19 protein-coding genes are annotated in these 19,919 nt (G+C 69.1%); 9 read left to right on the top strand and 10 right to left on the bottom strand.

Annotated features, from left to right (window positions below; translation table 11 throughout):
- Window positions 1-1,238, top strand: a 1,238-nt coding sequence (gene efeB / locus QM572_RS12255) for an iron uptake transporter deferrochelatase/peroxidase subunit (protein ID WP_415093470.1), incomplete at its 5' end; no start/stop codon positions are given.
- Between the two features lie 28 nt (window positions 1,239-1,266).
- Here the strand turns inward: efeB and QM572_RS12250 are convergent.
- Window positions 1,267-2,172 carry a M48 family metalloprotease gene (locus QM572_RS12250; RefSeq protein WP_415093468.1) on the bottom strand — a complete coding sequence of 302 codons (906 nt, stop codon included), beginning with the start codon at window positions 2,170-2,172 and terminating at the stop codon, window positions 1,267-1,269.
- Window positions 2,169-2,570, bottom strand: a complete 402-nt coding sequence (locus QM572_RS12245) for a BlaI/MecI/CopY family transcriptional regulator (protein WP_415093466.1) — start codon at window positions 2,568-2,570, stop codon at window positions 2,169-2,171. Before QM572_RS12245 ends, QM572_RS12250 begins: the two co-directional genes overlap by 4 nt.
- Between QM572_RS12245 and QM572_RS12240 the strand changes: the two genes are divergently transcribed.
- Entirely contained in the window at window positions 2,569-3,693 is a 1,125-nt protein-coding gene (locus QM572_RS12240; RefSeq protein ID WP_415093464.1) for an alkaline phosphatase family protein, read from the top strand. The two genes, QM572_RS12245 and QM572_RS12240, sit on opposite strands and share 2 nt — an antisense overlap.
- A 12-nt stretch (window positions 3,694-3,705) precedes the next feature.
- On the opposite strand, the gene QM572_RS12235 is transcribed toward QM572_RS12240, so the two are convergent.
- The 5 genes from QM572_RS12235 to QM572_RS12215 all read right to left on the bottom strand — a co-directional run bounded on the left by QM572_RS12235 (window position 3,706) and on the right by QM572_RS12215 (window position 8,836).
- The gene (locus QM572_RS12235; RefSeq protein ID WP_415093462.1) at window positions 3,706-4,152 is read right to left on the bottom strand and encodes an HAD family acid phosphatase; all 447 of its coding nucleotides are present in this window, start codon (window positions 4,150-4,152) and stop codon (window positions 3,706-3,708) included.
- 140 nt (window positions 4,153-4,292) lie between these two features.
- Window positions 4,293-5,141, bottom strand: a complete 849-nt coding sequence (locus QM572_RS12230; RefSeq protein ID WP_415093474.1) for an undecaprenyl-diphosphate phosphatase — start codon at window positions 5,139-5,141, stop codon at window positions 4,293-4,295.
- A gap of 1 nt (window position 5,142) precedes the next feature.
- Entirely contained in the window at window positions 5,143-7,452 is a 2,310-nt protein-coding gene (locus QM572_RS12225; protein ID WP_415093460.1) for a glycosyltransferase, read from the bottom strand.
- A gap of 3 nt (window positions 7,453-7,455) precedes the next feature.
- Window positions 7,456-8,115 (bottom strand): VTT domain-containing protein, encoded by a 660-nt coding sequence (locus tag QM572_RS12220; protein ID WP_415093458.1) that lies wholly within the window; start codon window positions 8,113-8,115, stop codon window positions 7,456-7,458.
- A gap of 49 nt (window positions 8,116-8,164) precedes the next feature.
- Window positions 8,165-8,836, bottom strand: coding sequence for a DedA family protein (locus tag QM572_RS12215; RefSeq protein WP_415093456.1), 672 nt, complete (start codon window positions 8,834-8,836; stop codon window positions 8,165-8,167).
- Window positions 8,837-8,937: 101 nt separating this feature from the next.
- Between QM572_RS12215 and QM572_RS12210 the strand changes: the two genes are divergently transcribed.
- Together QM572_RS12210 and QM572_RS12205 are read left to right on the top strand one after the other, a co-directional pair.
- The gene (locus QM572_RS12210; protein WP_415093454.1) at window positions 8,938-9,615 is read left to right on the top strand and encodes a response regulator transcription factor; all 678 of its coding nucleotides are present in this window, start codon (window positions 8,938-8,940) and stop codon (window positions 9,613-9,615) included.
- 13 nt (window positions 9,616-9,628) lie between these two features.
- Window positions 9,629-10,993, top strand: a complete 1,365-nt coding sequence (locus tag QM572_RS12205) for an ATP-binding protein (RefSeq protein WP_415093452.1) — start codon at window positions 9,629-9,631, stop codon at window positions 10,991-10,993.
- A gap of 13 nt (window positions 10,994-11,006) precedes the next feature.
- Here QM572_RS12205 and QM572_RS12200 read toward each other — a convergent pair whose 3' ends face one another.
- Together QM572_RS12200 and QM572_RS12195 are read right to left on the bottom strand one after the other, a co-directional pair.
- A complete protein-coding gene (locus QM572_RS12200) occupies window positions 11,007-11,804 on the bottom strand; it encodes a hypothetical protein (RefSeq protein ID WP_415093450.1) in 798 nt (265 codons plus the stop codon).
- Window positions 11,805-11,926: 122 nt separating this feature from the next.
- Window positions 11,927-13,696: an Ig-like domain repeat protein gene (locus QM572_RS12195; protein WP_415093448.1), complete on the bottom strand. Its 1,770-nt coding sequence runs from the start codon at window positions 13,694-13,696 to the stop codon at window positions 11,927-11,929.
- Between the two features lie 172 nt (window positions 13,697-13,868).
- Between QM572_RS12195 and QM572_RS12190 the strand changes: the two genes are divergently transcribed.
- Complete coding sequence (locus QM572_RS12190; RefSeq protein ID WP_415093446.1) at window positions 13,869-14,336, top strand: hypothetical protein; 468 nt, start codon at window positions 13,869-13,871, stop codon at window positions 14,334-14,336.
- A 231-nt stretch (window positions 14,337-14,567) separates the two neighbouring features.
- On the opposite strand, the gene QM572_RS12185 is transcribed toward QM572_RS12190, so the two are convergent.
- The gene (locus QM572_RS12185; RefSeq protein WP_415093444.1) at window positions 14,568-14,846 is read right to left on the bottom strand and encodes a hypothetical protein; all 279 of its coding nucleotides are present in this window, start codon (window positions 14,844-14,846) and stop codon (window positions 14,568-14,570) included.
- A gap of 16 nt (window positions 14,847-14,862) precedes the next feature.
- Between QM572_RS12185 and QM572_RS12180 the strand changes: the two genes are divergently transcribed.
- Genes QM572_RS12180 through QM572_RS12165 form a run of 4 tightly spaced genes read left to right on the top strand, consistent with a single transcriptional unit; the run spans window position 14,863 to window position 19,532 of the window.
- Window positions 14,863-15,759: an FAD:protein FMN transferase gene (locus QM572_RS12180; protein ID WP_415093442.1), complete on the top strand. Its 897-nt coding sequence runs from the start codon at window positions 14,863-14,865 to the stop codon at window positions 15,757-15,759.
- Window positions 15,714-17,360, top strand: a complete 1,647-nt coding sequence (locus QM572_RS12175; RefSeq protein WP_415093440.1) for a 2Fe-2S iron-sulfur cluster-binding protein — start codon at window positions 15,714-15,716, stop codon at window positions 17,358-17,360. The genes QM572_RS12180 and QM572_RS12175 overlap by 46 nt, the downstream gene beginning before the upstream one ends.
- A 46-nt stretch (window positions 17,361-17,406) precedes the next feature.
- The gene (locus QM572_RS12170; protein ID WP_415093438.1) at window positions 17,407-18,120 is read left to right on the top strand and encodes a response regulator transcription factor; all 714 of its coding nucleotides are present in this window, start codon (window positions 17,407-17,409) and stop codon (window positions 18,118-18,120) included.
- Window positions 18,117-19,532, top strand: a complete 1,416-nt coding sequence (locus QM572_RS12165) for a HAMP domain-containing protein (protein WP_415093436.1) — start codon at window positions 18,117-18,119, stop codon at window positions 19,530-19,532. Before QM572_RS12170 ends, QM572_RS12165 begins: the two co-directional genes overlap by 4 nt.
- Window positions 19,533-19,919: the final 387 nt, after the last annotated feature.

Genomic DNA, 19,919 nt, shown 5'->3' with positions numbered 1-19,919 from the left:
TCAGCGGGGCAGCCGCCGCCGGCGTCGCGGCCGGCGTGGGCGGAACGGCCGCAGCTCGCGCCGCGGCCTCCGACGACTCCTCCGGGCCGTCGTCGAGCCGAGTCGTCCCGTTCTTCGGCGAGCACCAGGCCGGGATCGCGACCGCGGCCCAGGACCGGCTCCACTTCGCCGCCTTCGACCTCAGCCCGGTCGCTAACCGCGAGGACCTCATCACGCTCCTGACAGCGTGGACCGCAGCGGCGGCGAAGATGACCGCCGGTCTCGACGTTGGAACCGGCGCCGTCAGCGGAGATCCCGGCGCCCCGCCCGACGACACGGGCGAGGCCTTGGAGCTCTCCGCCGCGCGACTCACGCTGACCGTCGGCTTCGGCACGACCTTGTTCACCGACCGCAACGGTGCCGACCGCTTCGGCATCGCCGCTCGCCGTCCCGCCCAGCTCGACGACCTGCCTGCGTTTCCGGGAGACGCGCTGAGCCCGGCTCGCAGCGGCGGAGATCTCTGCGTCCAAGCGTGCGCAGACGACCCGCAGGTTGCCGTGCACGCGATCCGCAACCTCGCCCGGATCGCGCGTGGGACCGCGTCGGTCAGGTACTCACAACTTGGCTTCGGGCGCACGAGCTCCACGTCGACCAAGCAGTCGACGCCGCGCAATCTGATGGGCTTCAAGGACGGGACCGCCAACCTGAAGGCGGAGGAGACCGCTGCCATGGACAAGTCGGTCTGGGCGCAGGAGGACGACGGATCAGACTGGATGGTCGGCGGCAGCTACCTTGTGACGCGACGGATCCGGATGCTCATTGAGCCGTGGGACTCGACTCCGCTCACTGAGCAGGAGAGGGTCATCGGGCGCACGAAGGGAGTCGGGGCGCCCCTGGGCGGCAATGGCGAGTTCGAGGAGCTGGACCTGCAGGCCACGGACTCGAATGGCGATGCCGTCATCGACCGCCAGGCACACGTGCGGCTCGCCCACCCGTCGCACAACGAGGGCGCCACCTTGCTACGCCGCGGATATTCGTTCGTAGACGGCACCGACGACCTCGGTCGCCTCGACGCCGGACTGTTCTTCATCGCCTACCAGCGCGACCCGCGCACGCAGTTCAGCAAGATCCAGGCATCGTTGGCGGGCAAGCAGAACGACGCGCTCAACGAGTACATCCAGCACGTCGGCAGCGGCCTCTTTGCCTGCCCCCGAGGCGTTCAGCCTGGGGAGTACTGGGGTCAGTCCCTCTTCGGGTGATGCGGCGTCGCTCGGCGCGTCGTCATTCTCAAGTGGCGGCGGCCTCGATCGCCTCGATAAAGGCATAGACCTGTCCGGCAAACGCGAGTGAGCTTGCCCAGCATCCCGCTACAAGCGACCCCACGCCTATCGGCGCAAATCGCTTTGTCGGCCCTGGTGGACTTAGCAACAGGCGGACGCGGGCCACGACGTCTGACTGCGCCGCACCGAGGGCCGTCGCGGGACCAGAGGCCATCGCGAGGGCCGAGACGCCGATCGCCTCGGCAACCACCGCTGGATTCCCTACGGCAGTCACCGCCTCCTGATCTGCCCAGCGCTCGATGGCGAGGAGAGTCGCATCGCGAAGTGGCGCCAAGAGGGGGTTCGCCTTCGCCGACAGGATGGCGACTTGGGCATACCAGTGGTGCCGGTGACGAAGATGCGCCTTCTCGTGAGCCAACAGCGCCTTCCTCTGGGGGCCGGAAAGCCTCCGGAGCAGACCCCTCGACACCACCACTCGGCCGCCGCCGTGGCCGGGGACCGCGTACGCCATCTGGCTCTCGTCCTCGATGATGGTCAGGCCGGAGACCTCTGTCAGCCCTTCGAGCGCGCGAACGGCTTGGCGATAGCTACGAAGCATGTCGACAAGCGCTACGACGCACCTTAGAGCAAGGAATGTGCCGACTACGACGGCTGCGACTCCAGCACCGAGTGGCACGGGCACTCTCTCGCGCACATCGGCGGCCGACCAGTCCGTCGGCCCGATCGGAAGAAGGTCGCCCACCCCGATGTACCCAACAATCGTCAGCGTTGCGGCGGTCCCTATCGCGAGCGAAACGGCCGCAACGCTGAGCAGGATCGCCGCGCTTCTGGGAGGAAGCCGCCGTCCTAGCGGGGCAGCCAGAATCCAGGCCACGACGCTCAGCAGATGAGGAACGGCCGCCCACCAGATCACGAGTCCTCCCCGGATCCGGCCGGGTGAGGGGGCAAGTCGAGCAGCTCTCGCAGGAGGCGCGCCTCATCGTCCTTCAGGCCGTCCACGAACCTGGACAGGGCGCCGGACCGGTCGGCCCCCGCGTCCAGTGCGCGGCGCATCTGGTGTGCGGTGAGGCTCGCTTGGGCCCCGGTGGAACCGCCGATGATCTCGTACGCGTAGGAGCGCCCTCGTGCAGTTCGGCGCAGTGCACCCTTGTCGTAAAGGCGCGACAGGACGGTCATGATCGTGGTGTAGGCGAGACTTTCACCCATCTCGGCCCGAACCTCGGTGGGCGTGAGTGCGCCGTCGGCGGCGGCCAAGCACGCAAGCACCTCGCTCTCCAGAGTCCCACGTCCGCGATGCCCGCGTTCGCCCATGCGTTCTCCCCATCAACTCGATGTTCGTGAGGACATTCTGCAAGCAACCTGGCCGATCTCGATGTTCAGGTCCCGTGCAGGTTGTCGCGTGCAACCTTCGAGCGTGTCTCGCTTCGCCGTCCGTGACCTCACTGTTGCCGCGACCGTGATCTGCTCGATCATGCTGAGCGCCTGCGGGGCGGACTCGACAACTGATCCCGCGGCATCGGCATCGACCGCGTCGACAGCAACACCGACGATGGGCAGCACCTCCGTGACGGGAGCGCCTGCGCCCACCACAAGTCCTGCAGCGCCTCAGGTGCCGAGCGCATCGCCACCCGGGGCACCGACCGCGGCCGACCGATCACAGACGGTCGAGAAGCTCCTCGTGTTCGTCGTGGAGAACCACTCTCTGGACCAGATGCAGAGCCAGATGCCCTACACCCGCGGACTGGCCGAGCAGTACGGGTATGCCAACAACTTCGTCGCTCTGACCCACCCCTCGCTGCCGAACTACCTCGCCATCGCGGGCGGGTCCACGTTCGGCGTGCACGACGACGGCCCTCCATCCGCCCATTCCGCATCCGGCTCCAGCGTGTTCGGGGCGGCCATCGATGCAGGGAAGACTGCCAGGCTGTACGCCGAGGCGATGACCACCGCCTGCCAGCGAGAGAGCCACGGCACGTACGCCGTCAAGCACAACCCATGGGCCTACTTCGTCGACGAGACGGCGCAATGCCAACGCGACGACGTACCCCTCGATCGGCTGGCGAACGATGTGAACAGCGGGAGCCTCCCGACAGTGGGCATGGTGATCCCCGACATGTGCAACGACGCGCACGACTGTCCACTCTCGCGCGCGGACGACTGGATGAAGCGGTACGTCGGCATCGTGCTGACAGGCCCCGACTGGCGCTCAGGAAGGCTCGCCGTCGTGATCACCGCCGACGAGGACGACTGGCGTCACGGCAACAAGATCCTCACCGTCGTGGTCCATCCGAGCCTTCATCACGCCGTCGTCACCGACCGACTCGACCACTACTCGCTCAGCCAGGCCTACGCGACGCTCGCAGGTATCCAGCCACTCGGCCGCGCCAGGAGCGCCGCTCCCCTTCTCTCTGCGTTCGGACTCGCCACACCTTGAGTGGATCCTGGCTCAGGACAGGCGACCGCCGTAGTCCGGCAGATCGAAGGTGCGCTCGGAGTAGCCGCCCTTGAAGTCGGTCGGGAGGTTGCCGACGGAGGCGATGATCGTGAAGCCGCGGGCGACGAGGGCCTTGCGGCACCGGATCTTGCCGGCCGTCAGCGACTCCCCATCCTGACGGCCGCAGATCCCCGCCACCGTGTATCCGGCCCGCCGGAGCCTCGGGTGCTGCGCGTTGGCATCGGCGGTCCGGCGTCCGGTCACGAAGAACACCTTCACCCCGAGCTCATGCGCGCGTCGTGCGAATCGCAAGGTCGGCCGCACGGGCTCAGGCCAGGCGTAGTGCGTCGCGAGCGAGGTGTTGTCGATGTCGAGGACGACTGCGAGATTCGCCCCTCCCCCGCTGCGGGCGACCCGGGTCTCGAGGTACGGCAGCGCGGGCTTCATGGCCGCTCTCACGTCACGAGCCCATGCTGCCTTGCTCGGGAGCTGCGCCCCCGCGGCTGGTGCGACCGACGAAGCAGTCAGAACGATGGCAAGCATCGACACCAGGGGGACGATGTGCCGCTCCAGGATGGCCGTGCGGGGCCTCGTGGCGCTCACGCGCTGACCGCGCCAATGGCGAGCGCCACGATGAGGGCGGCTGCGAGTGCGAGGCGGTACCAGATGAAGCCGCGGAAGGTGTAGTGGGCGACGAACCACAGCAGCCAGGCGACCACGGCGTACGCGACGACGAAGGAGATCACCGTACCGACGACGAGTGGCGCGATGCCCACACCCCCTCCGACGGCGTCCTTGAGCTCATAGAGGCCCGCACCGGCGAGCGCGGGGATGGATAGGAAGAACGACAGACGGGTGGCCGCGACCCGGTCGAGTCCGCGGAGCAGGCCGGTGGAGATGCTGGCCCCGGAGCGAGAGAAGCCTGGGAAGAGGAGGGCGAGGATCTGGCTGCTGCCGACCACCATCGCGTCCGCGAAGGTCGACTCCAGCTCGCCGCGGGCCGGGCGGGAGGTGGCCGCGAGGACGGCTGCGCGGCGCTCGGCGATCCACATGTAGGCGCTGCCCGCCACCAGCGAGCCCGCGACGACCCACAGCGATGCGAGAGGGCCGTCGATGAGGGGCTTGGCGGCGAGACCGGCCACGACGATCGGGACGGTGGCGAGGATGACCCACCAGCCGAACTTGTAGTCCCGCTCGACGCGGGCCTCGCGGTTGGTGAGGCCGTGGAGCCAGGCGCCGGCGATGCGGGCGATGTCGCGCAGGAAGTAGACGACCACGGCGGCGATGGCGCCGACCTGGATCACCGCGGTGAACGCGACAACAGAGGTGTCGTCGGTCGGGTAGCCCAGCAGCGACTCGGTGATCTTGAGGTGTCCGGTGGAGGAGATCGGGAGGAACTCGGTGAGTCCCTCCACCACGCCGAGGGCCGCGGCTCCGAAGATGCTGATGTCACTCATGGGTCGAATCTCCAATGGTTGCTGGATGGGTCGCTGGACGGGTTGCGTGTGTGCAGGCGGGGCTCGGGAGGGGCCGGTCGAGTCCGCGGCGGAGCCAGACGGGGTGGCCGCAGATGGAGGCGACCTGGACGTAGTGGGCGGCGAGCGCGTCGTCGATGTGGCGGTCCGGGTCGAGGCCCCAGGTGTGGAGCCCGTCCCAGCCGACGACCCAGGTCGGGGCTGTGCTGGGGCTGTCGAGCGTTGCCACCAGGAGGTCGAGGCGCGGGTCGAGGGTGCGGATCGGGAGGCTCCAGGCGTACGGATAGGCGGGCCGCAGACCGGATGCCTGGATGAGGTTGGCGTGGCTGTAGAGAACGACCAGGGTGTCGTCCTCGGCTGCTGCGCCGGCCAGCCAGCCGGCGGTCGCCTCGACCGTGTTCAGCTCCGTGACTCGCTCGGCCGCGGCAGGGGAGATCGCCAGCGTCGCGAGCACCGGAAGGACGATGAACACGCGCACCAGCCGCGTGCCGCGCACCGACTGCGGCGACGGCGACGACTGCGAGGCGAGCGCACCTGCCGCGAATGCGAGCACCGGGGCGAGGCCGATCAGGTAGTGCGCCCAATAGTTGCCCCCGAGCAGGATCCCGGTCAGCTCGATCAGCCCGGCGACGGCAGTGGCGATGACCAGCGGGGAGGGACGCCACAGGCGGCGGCGCCCCTCGATGCCGACCGCGATGCCGAGCGCGAGGCCGAGGGTGAGGATCCCGCTGGCGAGCGCGAGCAGCGGCAGCGTGTGCAGCCGCTTGCCAGGGGCGACACCCGACCACGCGGCCATCACCCCGCGGGCGTCGATGCGGAAGCCGTACATCGCGTAGAGGAGACCGCCCAGGTCGCCGTGGGCGTGGGCCCAGGCGGCCGCGGTGGCGAGCGGGATCACCACTCCGATGCCTACGGCCGCGCTGGCGGCGAGCAACCGTCGTCGGCAAGCGGGGGCGTAGACCGCTTGGGCTACGAGGAGAACGACGAGGAAGGCGAGTGCCTCGACGAAGTTCTGCTTGGTCAACATCGCCATCGACGCGCCCGCGCCCGCAATCACCGCCAGGGCCAGCGTCGCGGGCCGGCCGGGCTGACCACGTACGGCGTGCAGACCTGCGGCGATCGCGATCATCGACCACGTGGCGGCGATGAGCTCGCCGTTGAGCGCGAACGCCTGCGTGAACGGCGTGCTCATCAGGAAGAACCCCGTCCACCCCGCCCACACAGCACCGCGACGGCCACGCACCACCCAGCCTGCCCAGGCGGCAGCCAAGACGAACGCGGCGGCGACGATGCCGGCCATCAGCCGCACCCCGGCGTTCCCGAGCAGGTCGGCCAGCCAGAAGACGCCGATCAGGGCCGGCGGACGGTCCACCCACTGCGGACCGTACAACTGATCGCCGCCGTGGCCCCACCACCGCGCAACCATCGCGAAGCCGCCCTCGTCGGCCAACAGCGGTCCCCGAAGGTAGAGCATGTGGATGCCGAGGGTGAGCAGGCAGGCCAGCGCCACCCACCGCAGCCATCTCTCCCCCTCGCTCGCGAGGCGCCACCCGAGAATCCGCCGGGCGGCCTCCACGGCGACCCCGAGGCTCATCTTGGAGGAGCCCGCCACACGGTCGGTGAAGGTGATCGGGACCTCTACGACCCGCAGGTCACGCTGGACCGCGCGCCACAGGCACTCGACCTGAAAGCCGTACCCGGTGGTGGTGGTGCTGGCGACGTCGATCTCGGCCAGCGCCTCGATCCGGTAGGCCTTGAAGCCCGCGGTCGGGTCGTGCGCGTGCAGACCGAGCATGAGCCGGGCGTACGTCCCGGCGCAGCGCGATATCATCCGCCGGCGCCAGGGCCAGCCGACCGATCCCCCACCGGCGACGTAGCGGGAGCCGATCACCACGTCGGCCCCGTCGGCCCCATCAATCCCCGTGAGGGCCTCGAGCAGGGCTGGGATGCGCTCGGCGGGATGGGACAGATCGGCGTCCATCTGGACGACCGCGGAGTAGCCGCGGCGAGCGGCCCATGCAAAACCCTCGCGGTAGGCGTTGCCCAGCCCCCGCTCCCCCGTGCGGGCCAGCACGTGCAACTCCGAGCCGTACGACGGATGCGAGCGCACGACATCGGCCGTCCCGTCGGGACTACCGTCATCGACGACGAGCAGATGCACGCCCACCACGGCGTCGGCGACCTGATCGATCAGCTTGAGGATGTTCGACGCCTCGTTGTAGGTCGGGACGACGACGAGTACCTCATGGAGGACGAAAGGCGCCGAGGAGACGTTCTCTCCCACGGATCAGGCCTGGTCAGTCACGGCTTGGTCCCCTGGCGCACCCGCCTCTGCTGACCCGCCCTTGGCTTGGCGGCCGCGCAAGAACGCGATTGCGGCGGGGACCAGGGAGAGCGCGACGATGCCCACTACGACGATGTCCACATGGTCGGCGATGATGGGCACACCGCCCAGGAAGTAGCCGGCCAGGGACATGCTCGCGGTCCACAGCAGGCCACCGGCGATGTTGTAAGTGGTGAACCGGCGCCGAGGCATCTCGACCGCTCCGGCGACGACCGGGGTGAAGGTCCGAGCCAGGGGCACGAAGCGAGCCAGGATGACGGCCTTGTGGCCGTGATGGGCGAAGAACTCGTGTGCCGCTCGGACGTGCCGGACCGAGATCCAGCGGGATCGACCGGGCACGAAGAGGCTCTTCCCGAGTTTCCCCCCGATCCAGTAGGCGACCTGGTCACCCAGGGCGCCCGCGATCCACGTCACGAGAATCACCACGACCAGCGGGACGTTCAGCACGCCTGAGGCGACCAACAGCCCGGCGGTGAACAGCAGGGAGTCGCCGGGGAGGAAGAAGCCCACTAGCAGTCCGGTCTCGGCGAAGATCACTAGCGCCAGGACCAGCACAGCGAACGGTCCCGCGTCGGACAGCAGGGAGGTCAGTGTCGAGGTCATGGCGGTGACCGTAGGAAGACCTACCTGTCACCAACCTGACCGATCGGGGCTACGCGGCCTCGTCTTGCCGGTGAACGGCGTCGTCGTCGGCAATCTGAATGCGGCGGTCGCGGTTTCGCCGACGGACCAGGATCGAGCGGGCCACGGCTACAGCCGCACCAAACAGAACACAGGCATCGAAGGCGAGCGCGACCAGCTCGACGTGGTCGGCGACAAGCTGCACGCCACCGAGGAGGTACCCACTGAGGATCAGGCCGCACGCCCACAGCACGCCGCCGGCGATGTTGTAGGTGGTGAACCGACCGCGCGGCATGCCGGCTCCCCCAGCCACCACCGGCGTGAACGTCCGAGCCAGGGGCAGGAAGCGGGCAAGGACTACCGCGCGGTGACCGTGCCGGGCGAAGAAGGAGACCGCTGCGTCCGCGCGCCGCTTCGGCAGCCAGCGGCTTCGGCCGGAGAACGACTCCCGCCCCCATCGCCGCCCTATCCAGTAGGCCACCTGGTCGCCGGCGATCGCGGCTCCGGCGGTGACAGCCATGACTGCGACAACGGGCAGTGGCATCGCCCCCGATGCCACAAGGATTCCAGCAGTGAACAGCAGCGAGTCCCCCGGAAGGAAGAACCCCAAGAGCAGCCCTGTCTCGGCGAAGACCACCAGGGCCAGCAGTCCAACCCCTGCTGGACCGAGGTCATGGATGAGCGCGGTCAGGAGTGCTGTCATGCCATCGAAAGTACGAAGCGGACCTGCCAGCAACCTTGCCACCGCCCTTGCCTGCTCCGATGGTCAGGCTTCGTGCAGGTTCGTCCGAGATCATGGGATGCATGCTCACCATCGGAGTCTGCGAGGACCAGGAGTCCATCCGAACCATCCTCGTGCGGGGCCTCAAGCAGGCCGGGTACGACGTCGTCGTGGCGCACAACGGCCGCGAGGCGCTCCGCCAGTTCAGTCCGGACAACAATATCCACGTCATCGTGATGGACATCGGGCTCCCCGACGCCGACGGGCGCGACGTCGTACAGGCCCTGAAATCGGCGGGACAGCACGCGCCCGTCCTCTTCCTCACCGCGCTGGACGCGACCCAGGACCACCTGTCGGGGTTCGCGGCGGGAGCCGACGACTACGTGACGAAGCCGTTCGAGCTCAAGGTCCTGCTGGCGCGCCTCGACGTCCTGGCACGACGCGGCCCCACCCCCGGGCTAGCGACGGGCGGGCTCACCCTCGACCCGATCAGCCACTCCGCGCGAACACCAGCTGGCCAGGTGCGACTGAGCCCGACCGAGTTCCGGATGCTGGCCGCCATCACCGCGCGTCCCGGCGAGGTGGTGCGCCGTCGGAGCGTGATCGCCGCCGCGTGGCCCGACGGAGCCATCGTCAACGACAACACCGTCGACTCCTTCATCCGGCGGCTGCGCACCAAGCTGGAGTCGATCGGCTCCGAGGCCGGGATCGAGACCATCCGCGGCGTGGGCTTCACCATGACCCGCAACACGGAAAAGTAGAGAGAGGTAGGAGGTGCCCGACCGCATCGCGTCCATCCGAAGCTCGATCGGCGCGCCGTGGCACGCCGCCCGCGGCCGACTGAACCTGAGGACCCAGCTGGTCGCGATCACCGCGCTCCTAGCCAGCGCCGTCGCCGCAGGCCTGGTGATCGTCGTCCAGCTCTCACTCGCCGGCGCCGCCAACAGCACCACCGAGCGGGTGGTCGGCGACCGAGCCGACGCGCTGATCGACGGCATCAGCACGGCCTCCGCTGGCGCGACCCTCACCGTGCCTCGGGCACAGCTCGACCCCGGCGTCGCCGTCTACGACGACACCGGAAGCGAGGTGGCCGGCACCGTGCCACCGTCCATGCAGGAGGAGTTCGCCGACCTCTCCACGACCAAAGAGACGCGCGTCGTGGAGGGCGGCGAGCACTACGCCATCATGGCGATGCCCTTCCAGACCCCGACCGGCGTCACCGGGGTCGTGGTGATGACCGAGGCGATGGCGCCGTACGAGCGCAACGAGCGCTCCGCCCTCGTGGTCTCCGTCGTCGCTGGCGCGCTGTTGGTCCTCATGGCAGCCGGGTCGGCGGCGTGGATCAGCCGGCGGGTGCTCCGTCCCGTCGAGGAGATGGCACGCACCGCGGACCAATGGAGCGAGCAGGACCTCGAGCGCCGATTCGCTCTCGGCCCCCCGACCAACGAGATCCGCGCGCTCGGCAGCACCCTCGACGGCCTGCTCGACAAGGTGTCATCGGCGATCCGCACCGAGCAGCGACTCACCTCTGAGCTCGCGCACGAGCTGCGCACGCCGCTGACCACCATCCACGGGGCCGCCGAGCTCCTCGCCCTGCGGACTGACCTCGACGCCGAGGCAAGCGAGGACGTCGACCTGATCCGACAGGCCAGCGCCTCGATGTCGGCCACCATCACGGTGCTCCTCGACCTCGCCCGGAGCCAGCAGCAGCGCCACCCTGTCCCGCGCTCGCGCCTGGCCGAGCTGAGAGGCGATCTGCTCGCACTCGCCAGGCCCTCCGGTCGTCTGACCGTCGACCTGCCCGACACGGCGCATCTCGACGTCCCCCGCGAGCTCGCCGTCCGCGCCTTGGCGCCGCTCGTCGAGAACGGACTGCGTTTCGCCGACGACGTCTGGATCACCGCGCGCGTCGCCGACCGGACCGTGGAGATCCTCGTCGCCGACGACGGCCCCGGACTCGTAGACAAGGCTGTCGATCGCATCTTCGAGCCCGGATGGAGCGGGGACGACGGCTCGGGGCTGGGCCTCTCCCTCGCCCGCCGGGTGGCTCGCACCGGTGGCGGCGACGTCGCTGTCGGCAGTCCCCACAACGAGCGGGGCGGCGCCACGTTCGTGGTGACGTTCCCCGGCGGCCAATGAGGGAGCCAGGCTCTCAGGCAGCCTCGACCTCGGCCTCCGCGGCGTGACTTCCGTGCGCGCCCTCGACGTCGGAGTGGGTGATCGCTACGTACGCCACGAGGAGACCGAACAGCACCAGGCCGATCGCCGTGACGAGGCCGGTCGTCCATCCGAGCCCGGCCGGGTCGCCGTGACGCGACACCGCGAGCCCGTCCGCGATGCTGGCGCCGAGCGGGCGGGTCAGGGCATACGACGCCCAGAAGCAGATCACCGCGCTCGCCCCTAGACGCCAGGCCACCAGTGGGACCAGGATCAGGGCGCCGAAGAGCAGCGTCGACCAGCCGAAGCCCATGTGCAGGTTCGTCGCGGTCGTGTCCCCCAGCGCCGTGCCCAACCCGAACGTCAGCAGCACGGTGCCCCAGTAGAACCGCTCGCGCCGGCTCGTGGTGATGGAGTGGATGTCGAGCGTGCCCTCCGAGCGCTGCCACCACACCAGCAGCCCGCAGAGCAGGAGGAAGTAGATGCCCGAGTCGACGTAGTAGGGCGTTCCCAGCGCCACATGCGGGCCGTCCGCGATCATCGTGCCGAAGAGCGCCACCGACAGCACCGTGATCCAGTACCTCACCGGGTGGTACGTCGTCGCGCGGGTCTGCCACCAGATCGCGGCGAAGAAGCCACCGATTCCGATCACAGCGGCTGCGGCGATGTTCCACGTGCCCAGGAAGTCCGCCGCGGTCTCCCCGATGCCCGTCGTCAGCAGCTTGATCACCCAGAAGACAAGGAAGACCTCAGGGACCTTCGGCGACGAGAAGATGCGGGTTGGTGTCTTCATGGCCGGGACGGTAGGCGGCCCTACCTGAACCGAGGCTGACTGCGAATCCGGGTGCCCCCTGGCGCCAGTTCGCCCGGGTCCATCTCTGGACCCGGGCGAACCGCAGACAAGGTGCGTCCAGGTCAGCGCTTGACCTTCAGGACAACCGTCTTCGACTTGGATGCCGCAGTCTTGGCGTCACCCGAATAGGTCACCGAGATCTTGTGCTTGCCCTTCTTGAGCTTGGGCAGCTTGATGCTCAGCGAGCCCTTGGCACCGGCGGAGAGCTTGACCGTCTTGATGACCTTGGCACCGTCCAGCACCTTCACCGTGCCGGTCGGGACCACGCCAGACGCAGCGATGCGCACCTTGACCACCGCTCGCTTCTTTGCCGAGACCGTGCGCTTGGCGAACTTCGCCGTCGTGGTCGAAGCGATCGTCGTGCTGGCCGGCGGAACGGCCGGCGCAGGGTCGGAGATGTTCAGCTTGACCACAGTCGAGGCGTCAGCAGCCAACTTGGTCGCATCCGCAAAGCCCCCGTAGCCCGACATCACGACGGAGCGGCCGCTGTCGACGACGCTGATGCCCCAGAAAGTGTCGGCGTCCCCGCCGAAGTCGAACAGGAAGGTTCCGGTGGGCGACACCGTGGTGTCGAGCTGACCGTTCGGCGTGAGCACGGCGGTGAAGGCGTCCGGACCGCTGTTGCCGGCGGTCACGATGCGGCCATCAGGAAGGACGGTGAGACCGCGCGCACGGTCGAGGAAGTCCTTGCCCCCGGCCGGCTTGGACGGATTCTCGCGGTTGACCGTGGTGAGGCCGTTGGTGCCGAACGTGGTGTCGAGCGCACCGCTCTGAGTGAAGCGGTAGATGACGGCGTCCTCGTCGTGGGTCGCCAGCTCGGTGTCGCGCCCGCCGTAGCCCGCGATGACGTACTTGTCGCCCTGGGGCTCGATGCCGTAGGCCTCGATGATGCCGTCCGCGCCGCCGGGCTTGGCGGTGGCGATGCCGCCGGTCCCGAACGTGGAGTCGAGCGTGCCGTCGGCGTTGAACCGGTAGATCCAGGGCTGATTCTTCCCAGTGCCCACCGCGCTGTAGGCGGAGGTGATGTAGCGACCCTGCGCGTCGACGAAGCCTCGCCGTGGGTTCTCCGAGGTCTCCGAGGGGTTGACCGTGGTGGCAATGCCGTCACCGCTGAAGGTCGTGTCCAGCTGACCGCTCTCAGTGAGCTGGACGGCCGCGATCTCGCGATTGGTGCGCGTCGAGTCGAGGCCCTGGGATGCGGTGAAGATCGCCTTGCCGTCAGGGCGGAGCGAGATGTTGTAGCCGGCCTGGTCGCGGGAGACACCGGTGCCCGTGCCCGGCGAGAGGTCGACACGGGTGACGCCCGCGACACCGAAGGAGGTGTCGAGCGTGCCGTTCGCGTTGAGCTGTGCGACGTAGATGTCCACGTCGGCCGGGTCGGCCGCACCCGCCTGAGGCGTCTCGGCCTGGCCCAGGATCACGACCTTGCCGTTCGGGCGGACCGCGATCCCGCGAGCCGACTCGGTCGCACCCGTCGCCGGGCTCGTGAACGGGCCGGGGTTGACGTCAACTACAGCAACTCCGGCGTTTCCGAACGCCGTGTCGAGGGCACCGGTCGCAGTCGTCTTGGCGACGACGAAGGCCCGGTTGGTACCGCTGACTGTTGTGTAGCCAGCGTGGTACGTCACGTCCCCAGCGCCGGAAGCGGTGGCGAAGAGACGGTCGGAGCCGGTCGTCGACAGGTTGAGCTGCACGACGCCGCCGCTGCCGAACGACGGATCGGCGCCGACAGCGAAGGCCGCCTCGGTGATGGCTGCAGCGGCAGTCGTCGCAATGAGTCCGACGCCGGCGGCCACTGCCGCAAGGCGCAAGCGGCTGGAGGGAACGGTCATGAAGAGATGTCTCCTTGGTGAGGCAGGCGCATGGAAAGCGCCACGCGTTTCTCGCCCTGATTAGGCAAGGCAAACCTAAGCAGATAGGATCCCGGATAGACAACTACAAGTTCGATAGTAGTTTTCTCGAGCTGCCAGGAGACAAGTCGACGTGATCTGACGGGAGGGCGCGATGGAGCATCGCACCGCGCTCGCGGTCGCATTCGCGACCGTGGCGGTCGGCGTTTCGGCGGCGTACGCCGGAGTGACCCTCTATCAAGAGCCCACGCTGGCCGTCGTGCCGACGGCGATCGAAGCCGCCCAGCAGACCTCAACGCCCACCGTGGAGGAGACGCGCTATGTGGACGAGTGGGTGCCCGTCGTGGAGTACGTCGCCGGCCCAGGTATCGCATCGACCGCGAGTCCGACGACGTCAGCCTCGCCGACCGCTTCGGTGACGACGAGCGCGACCAAGAGACCTACGGCCGAACCGACGGCGACGCCGACCGGCACCCCGAGCGCGGCACCGTCCCCTCCGACTGTGTCGCTGCCTCCCCTGTCGGTCCCTCCGAGCACATCAGGGACACCGTCGCCCTCTGCGTCGACGACCGACACCGTGAGCGCCAGCCCTCTACCGGACGACGAGGAAGAGCATGACTAGGCACCCAGCCGCAGCTGCGCGCATCGCCGTGGCCGGAGCCAGCACGGCCGGGGCACTTCTGATCGTCGGTGTGCTCTCACACCAAGCTCGCATCGACGCGGAAGCGAAGGCTGAGCGCGAGGCAGCTGCCGCACTGGAGTCGAACCGACTCCAGTCGCAGGCCAACGCGGAGTTGGCGGCCTGGGTACGCGAGCACCCTCAGACCGTCGTGCGCACGGTCCATCGCAAGCACTACCTCACCATCGCGATACCGCTGGCGGGCGGCACCACCCTATCCACCGGCGCCTCGTCCACAGGACCCAAGCCAGCGTCCGGCGCCGGGTCCGGCACCCACGCCTCGACATCGACAACGTCAGACTCCAGCTCGTCCAACACTCCGGCATCGTCCGCGAGCACGACCAGCTCCGGGCCGACCCCGGCCACGCCGCCCGTGGCGCCGCCCGCGGCGACCCCGACACCTGCTGCCGAGTCGGGCGGCAGCGAGTAGGTGGAACGAACGTGGACTGCCATGGGAGGTCGCGTCCGGGTGGTCCTCGTCGGCGGCACTGCGACTGACCTGGCCTTCGCGGAGCGACGCCTCAGCGACCTCGAGGAAGTCTGGTCGCGCTTCCGGCCAACGAGCGAGCTGGTCCGCCTCAACGCCGAGCGAAGTATCGACGTGCGTGAGGAGACCTTCGATTTGATCCGCTACGCGGTGGAGGCTTGGCAGTGGACAGGCGGCCTCTTCGACCCCACCGTGCACGATGCCGTCGTCCATGCTGGCTACGACCGGACATTCGACCGGATTCGTGATGCGCCTGCGTCACCAGGGCCGCAGCCCGCCGTTCCCGGCTGTGCTGGGATCACCCTTGAGGGGCGCCGCGTCACGCTGCCCGACGGCGTACGGCTGGACCTGGGGGGAATCGGAAAGGGCCGTGCCGCCGACCTCCTCGCCGTCGAGCTTTGCGATCGAGGGGTCGCCGGAGCGTGCGTCAGCGTCGGCGGCGATGTGCGCGTGACCGGTGCCCCACCTCCCGCAGTGGGCACGTGGGCGATCGCGGTGGAAGACCCCCGGAATCCAACTCGGCAACAGACAATCGTCGGCCTCGATCAGGGCGGTATCGCAACATCCTCCCGGCTGAAAAGGCGTTGGAGGTCCGGAACAGCCGCTGCCCACCACTTGATCGACCCGGCAACCGCGCAGCCGGCCTCAGGCGACACCGACGCGGTCACCGTGATCGCAGCCCAGGCGATGTGGGCGGAGGTCGTGGCCAAGGCGGTTGTCGTCGGCGGGTCGCGGCGCGGGATCCAGCTGCTCGACACCACCGCCCTCGCAGGGCTACTGACACTGGCGGACGGCAGCTCTGTCCGCACCAACTCCTTCGAAAGGTTTGAGCCGTGGACCCACAACTCTGGTGGCACGTCGCCCGCGCCAGCGGACTGACTGCATGGGTATTGCTGTCGGCAAGCGTGCTGTGGGGCCTCCTCCTCTCAACGCGGGTGCTCGGCAACCGGCCGGCCCCCGCGTGGCTCCTCGACCTTCATCGCCTACTCGGCGCACTGACGGTCGTGTTCGTCCTTGTGCACATGGTCGGCCTCTACATCGACCGCTGGATCGACTACGGCATCGCCGACCTGCTGATCCCACTGAGGTCGGAGTACAGGCCGACCGCGGTCGCTTGGGGTGTGGTGACCTTCTACCTGCTGACGGCGATCGCCGTGACCAGTTGGCTGAGGCCGAGGATCCCAGAGTCGCTGTGGCGGTGGATTCATCGTCTCGCCTTCGCTGCCTTCGTGGCCTCGACCCTCCACCTTCTCCAAGCGGGAACCGACCGGCGCAACAGGTATCTCCTGGCTGTCGTCGTGGTGGTCGCCGCGGCGTTCGCCTTCCTCTGCGTCTATCGGCTTCTCGCAGGCCGCCGGCCGCCCGCAGCGCTGGGCCCAGGCGGGGGCAGTGAGACACGTGATTCCGCATCGCCTGAGCGCAGACTGGACTTCTATCCGTTGACCGTGCGCGACGCCCGGAACGAGACCGCAGACTCGGTGTCGATCGCGTTCGAGGTCCCGGCCGATCTCGCGGAAAGGTTCCGTTTCGAACCCGGGCAGTTCGTGACATTGAAGGCGCTCGTCGAGGGCCAGGAGATGCGGCGGCCGTACTCCATCTGCAGTGGAATCGCCGACGGCGAGCTGCGCATCGCCGTCCGTCACGGCGGAAGCGGGACCTTCTCGGGTTGGCTCACCACCGAGGTCACCGTCGGGACCGTGATCGAGGTATGTCCGCCCCAGGGAAGGTTCACCACGGTGCTCAATCCCCTCCGAAGCAGGCGCGTGCTTGGCGTCGCTGCGGGAAGCGGCATCACCCCGGTGATCTCGATCGTGCGAAGCATCCTGGCGATCGAGCCGCGGAGCTCCGCCGTCCTCCTCCTGGGAAATCGCGACGCCGACTCGGTCATGCTCCGCGACGAGCTGATCGCGGTGGAGGCGAACGCCGCCGGTCGTTTGACGGTGGTGCACCTCTACAGCCGAGACCCCGGGGCTCCCTCGCATCAGCTGGGGCGGATCGATAGCTCGCGGCTCGCCGCTCCGGCTCTGGAGCATCTCGACTTCCCGGGTTTCGACGAGGCCTTCCTCTGTGGACCTCGCGGGATGATGAGTGAGGTGCGCACCTTCCTCGAGTCGGTCGGGGTTGGCTCCGAGGCCATCCACGCGGAGACGTTCGAGGCAGCGAGGCGTCGTCACGGCGAAGAGATCGCTCGGCGACCAGGCGACTCGGCACCGGGTAGCCCTCTCAGCGTGATTATCGGGGGCGTCACCACCAGACTGTCGCCGCTTGCAGGCGAGACGGTCCTCGACGCCGGGCTCCGGGGTGGACTGGACCTGCCCTACTCCTGCCTGTCCGGCGCGTGCGGAACGTGCGTCGCGCGAGTCGTCAGTGGCGAGTGCGAATCTGGCGATGCTGAACTGACCACCGAGGAGCGGGCGGCGGGTGTCATTCGGACCTGCACCGCGATTCCTCGCGGGGATGGCGCCGTCATCCAGTTCTGAGCTGCTCTTAGGGTGCCTTTGACGGTTCCGCTCTAGCATCTGGTCGGTGACACGGATTCTGTTGGTCGAGGACGACGCGGCCATCCGCGCCTCTCTCACCCGCGGTCTCACAGCGCACGGCGCCGTGGTGAGTTCCGTCGCCACAGCTGTCGAGGCGATCAAGGCCGTCGGTAGCGAGCTCCCGGACGCGATGCTGCTGGACCTCGGCCTTCCCGATCTCGACGGCGCCGATGTCCTGACTATGATCCGGGCAAGCAGCGACCTCCCGGTCGTCATCGCCACGGCTCGCGACGACGAGCGCGAGATCGTTCGACTCCTGGACGCCGGCGCCGACGACTACCTCGTCAAGCCTTTCGCCGCGGCGCAGGCCATGGCGCGCATTCGTGCCGTCCTTCGCCGTACGGCGTCGTCCGCGCCTGCCGACCGGCGGGTCGTCGTCGCCGGCCTGGTGATAGACCCGGTGGCGCGTACGGCGGCGCTCCATGGCAGCGACCTGGGGCTCAACCGCAAGGAGTTCGATCTGCTGCTCGCGCTCGCCACCCGCGCGGGCCAGGTCGTCACCAAGCGCGAGCTGCTCGCCGAGGTCTGGCAGCAGCCCTGGGGCGGCGCTGACCGAACCGTCGATGTCCACCTCTCGTGGCTACGGCGCAAGCTCGGCGAAACCGCCGCGACGCCGCGCTTCCTGCACAGTGTCCGCGGGGTCGGCGTCAAGCTCGTCCCGCCCGACGATTCCCCCGCCGACAGCAGACCGACGTCGTGAGACGGAGCCTCGACGTCCGCGTCAGCCTTCGAGCGAGGATCCTGGCGCTCGGTGTGGGCGCCGCGGTCGCGGTGCTGGTCCTGCTCACCGTGCCCGTCGCCGTGTCGACCTACCGCACGTCGGAGCAGGAGACCGAGCAGCGCGCGAGCACGCTCGTGCAAGGGGTCGCTGACTACATCAGCACCGGGTCCGCGGCACAGGCTGATCTCACTGCCGTGGTGACGCGCCTCAACGATCGCGACAACGAGGCTCCGGTCGCCGTGCTGCTGCCCGACGGGAGCCGCATCGGCTCCTCAGCGACGCCCTGCGCCTCCGTCGCCTCGGCGTCCCGTGGCGGCCTGGGGCGCGACGGCAGGCACGACGACGACCACGGCCGCAGGGGTGGTGACCTGCTGCCGACGTCGCAGGTCACGACGAGCCGTACGGAGGGTGGCCGCGTCGTGCGGATCGGGACATCGGAGGCCGGACGCGAGGTGACGGTCTGTGCCTACGTCCCGGATTCGGTCGTGCGATCGGCCACGGCCACGCAACTCGGGGCGCTCGGCGCCGCAGGACTCTTGATCGTCAGTCTCGTCGCCCTCGCTGCCCTGCTCATCGCCCGCCGGCTCGCGCGCGACCTCACCGCGATGGCGCGCACCGCAGACAGGCTCGGTGAGGGCGACCTGGATGCTCGCGTCCCAGATTCCGGGCCGGCGGAGGTGCGGCGTGTGGGCGCCGCGTTGAACCGGCTCGCGGGGCGGATCGACGAGCTCCTCGCCCTCGAGCGGGAGACGGTGGCGGACCTCTCCCACCGGCTACGTACGCCGATGACGGCCGTCCGGCTCGACGTCGAGGCACTCCCCGAATCGGTGGCGAAGGCGGAGTTGGAGGATCACTTCGCTCAGCTCGAACGAACACTCACCGCGGTCATCCAGGCCGCCCGGCGCCCGCAGCGCGAGGGCGCCCTGCCCAGCGCCGATCTGGTGAAGGTCGTGCGGGACCGTTTCGAGTTCTGGCAGCCACTCCTCGACGACCAGGGACGCAACGCGTCCCTGTGCATCGAGCTACCGGACGACCTACGGGTACGCGCGGCCGAGGGCGACCTCGCCGCGGCGCTCGACGCTCTCCTCGAGAACGCCATCGCTCACACCCCGATCGGCACCTCCGTGCGCGTCGAGGCCGCGCTCGCCGCACTCGCCGGGCACGCCGATGCCACGCGAGCGCAGGTCGACGTGCTTGACCGCGGCGACGGCGTACCTGCCATCGCGCTCCAGCGCGGGCTGAGCGATCGCGGATCTACCGGACTCGGACTCGACATCGCCCGTTCATGCGCCGAGGCGAGCGGAGGGGCGATCGAGCTGGGCGAGCGACCCGCGGGAGATGCTCACGACGGGACCTGGCGCTACGTGCGCCTCGTTCTGGGCGCCCGCTGATTTGACCCTGATTTGAAGTCGCCTTGCCGCGGCGCTGACCTGGGGGAAGAGACCGTGTGTACTCCACTTCCGAAGCCAGGAGCCTTACGTGACCGACGATCCCACCACCCCCAACCCGACTGCCCCGACCGAGACCGCTGGAGACCAGGCCGTAGCGCCCGAGACCACGCCGCGGCGACGCCGACTCGCCGCGTTGCGGGCCCGACTGACTAACGTGCCCGGCGCCGCGCGCTGGGCCGCGGCAGCCTTCGTCGCCGGCCTGCTCCTCGTCGGCTCCGGCGCCGCCGGGTATGCGCTGGCCGACGGAGACGACCACGGCGCGGACGGGCGATCGTCCGAGGGCCGACACGGCGGCGGTGAGCAGCACGACAGCCGCGGTGGCGATCA

This window comes from Nocardioides sp., from assembly GCF_047607365.1.
GTDB lineage: Bacteria > Actinomycetota > Actinomycetes > Propionibacteriales > Nocardioidaceae > Nocardioides.
This window is presented reverse-complemented; position numbering and strand designations above follow the sequence as displayed.

What these genes read in the sequence shown, in the direction of transcription:
- QM572_RS12200 (WP_415093450.1), bottom strand. Translation starts at nt 11,804, where the DNA reads ATGAAGACACCAACCCGCATCTTCTCGTCGCCGAAGGTCCCTGAGGTC.
- QM572_RS12185 (WP_415093444.1), bottom strand. Translation starts at nt 14,846, where the DNA reads ATGGCAGTCCACGTTCGTTCCACCTACTCGCTGCCGCCCGACTCGGCA.
- QM572_RS12220 (WP_415093458.1), bottom strand. Translation starts at nt 8,115, where the DNA reads ATGACCTCGACACTGACCTCCCTGCTGTCCGACGCGGGACCGTTCGCT.
- QM572_RS12190 (WP_415093446.1), top strand. Translation starts at nt 13,869, where the DNA reads ATGGAGCATCGCACCGCGCTCGCGGTCGCATTCGCGACCGTGGCGGTC.
- QM572_RS12240 (WP_415093464.1), top strand. Translation starts at nt 2,569, where the DNA reads ATGCGTTCTCCCCATCAACTCGATGTTCGTGAGGACATTCTGCAAGCA.
- QM572_RS12245 (WP_415093466.1), bottom strand. Translation starts at nt 2,570, where the DNA reads ATGGGCGAACGCGGGCATCGCGGACGTGGGACTCTGGAGAGCGAGGTG.
- QM572_RS12195 (WP_415093448.1), bottom strand. Translation starts at nt 13,696, where the DNA reads ATGACCGTTCCCTCCAGCCGCTTGCGCCTTGCGGCAGTGGCCGCCGGC.
- QM572_RS12210 (WP_415093454.1), top strand. Translation starts at nt 8,938, where the DNA reads ATGCTCACCATCGGAGTCTGCGAGGACCAGGAGTCCATCCGAACCATC.
- QM572_RS12215 (WP_415093456.1), bottom strand. Translation starts at nt 8,836, where the DNA reads ATGACAGCACTCCTGACCGCGCTCATCCATGACCTCGGTCCAGCAGGG.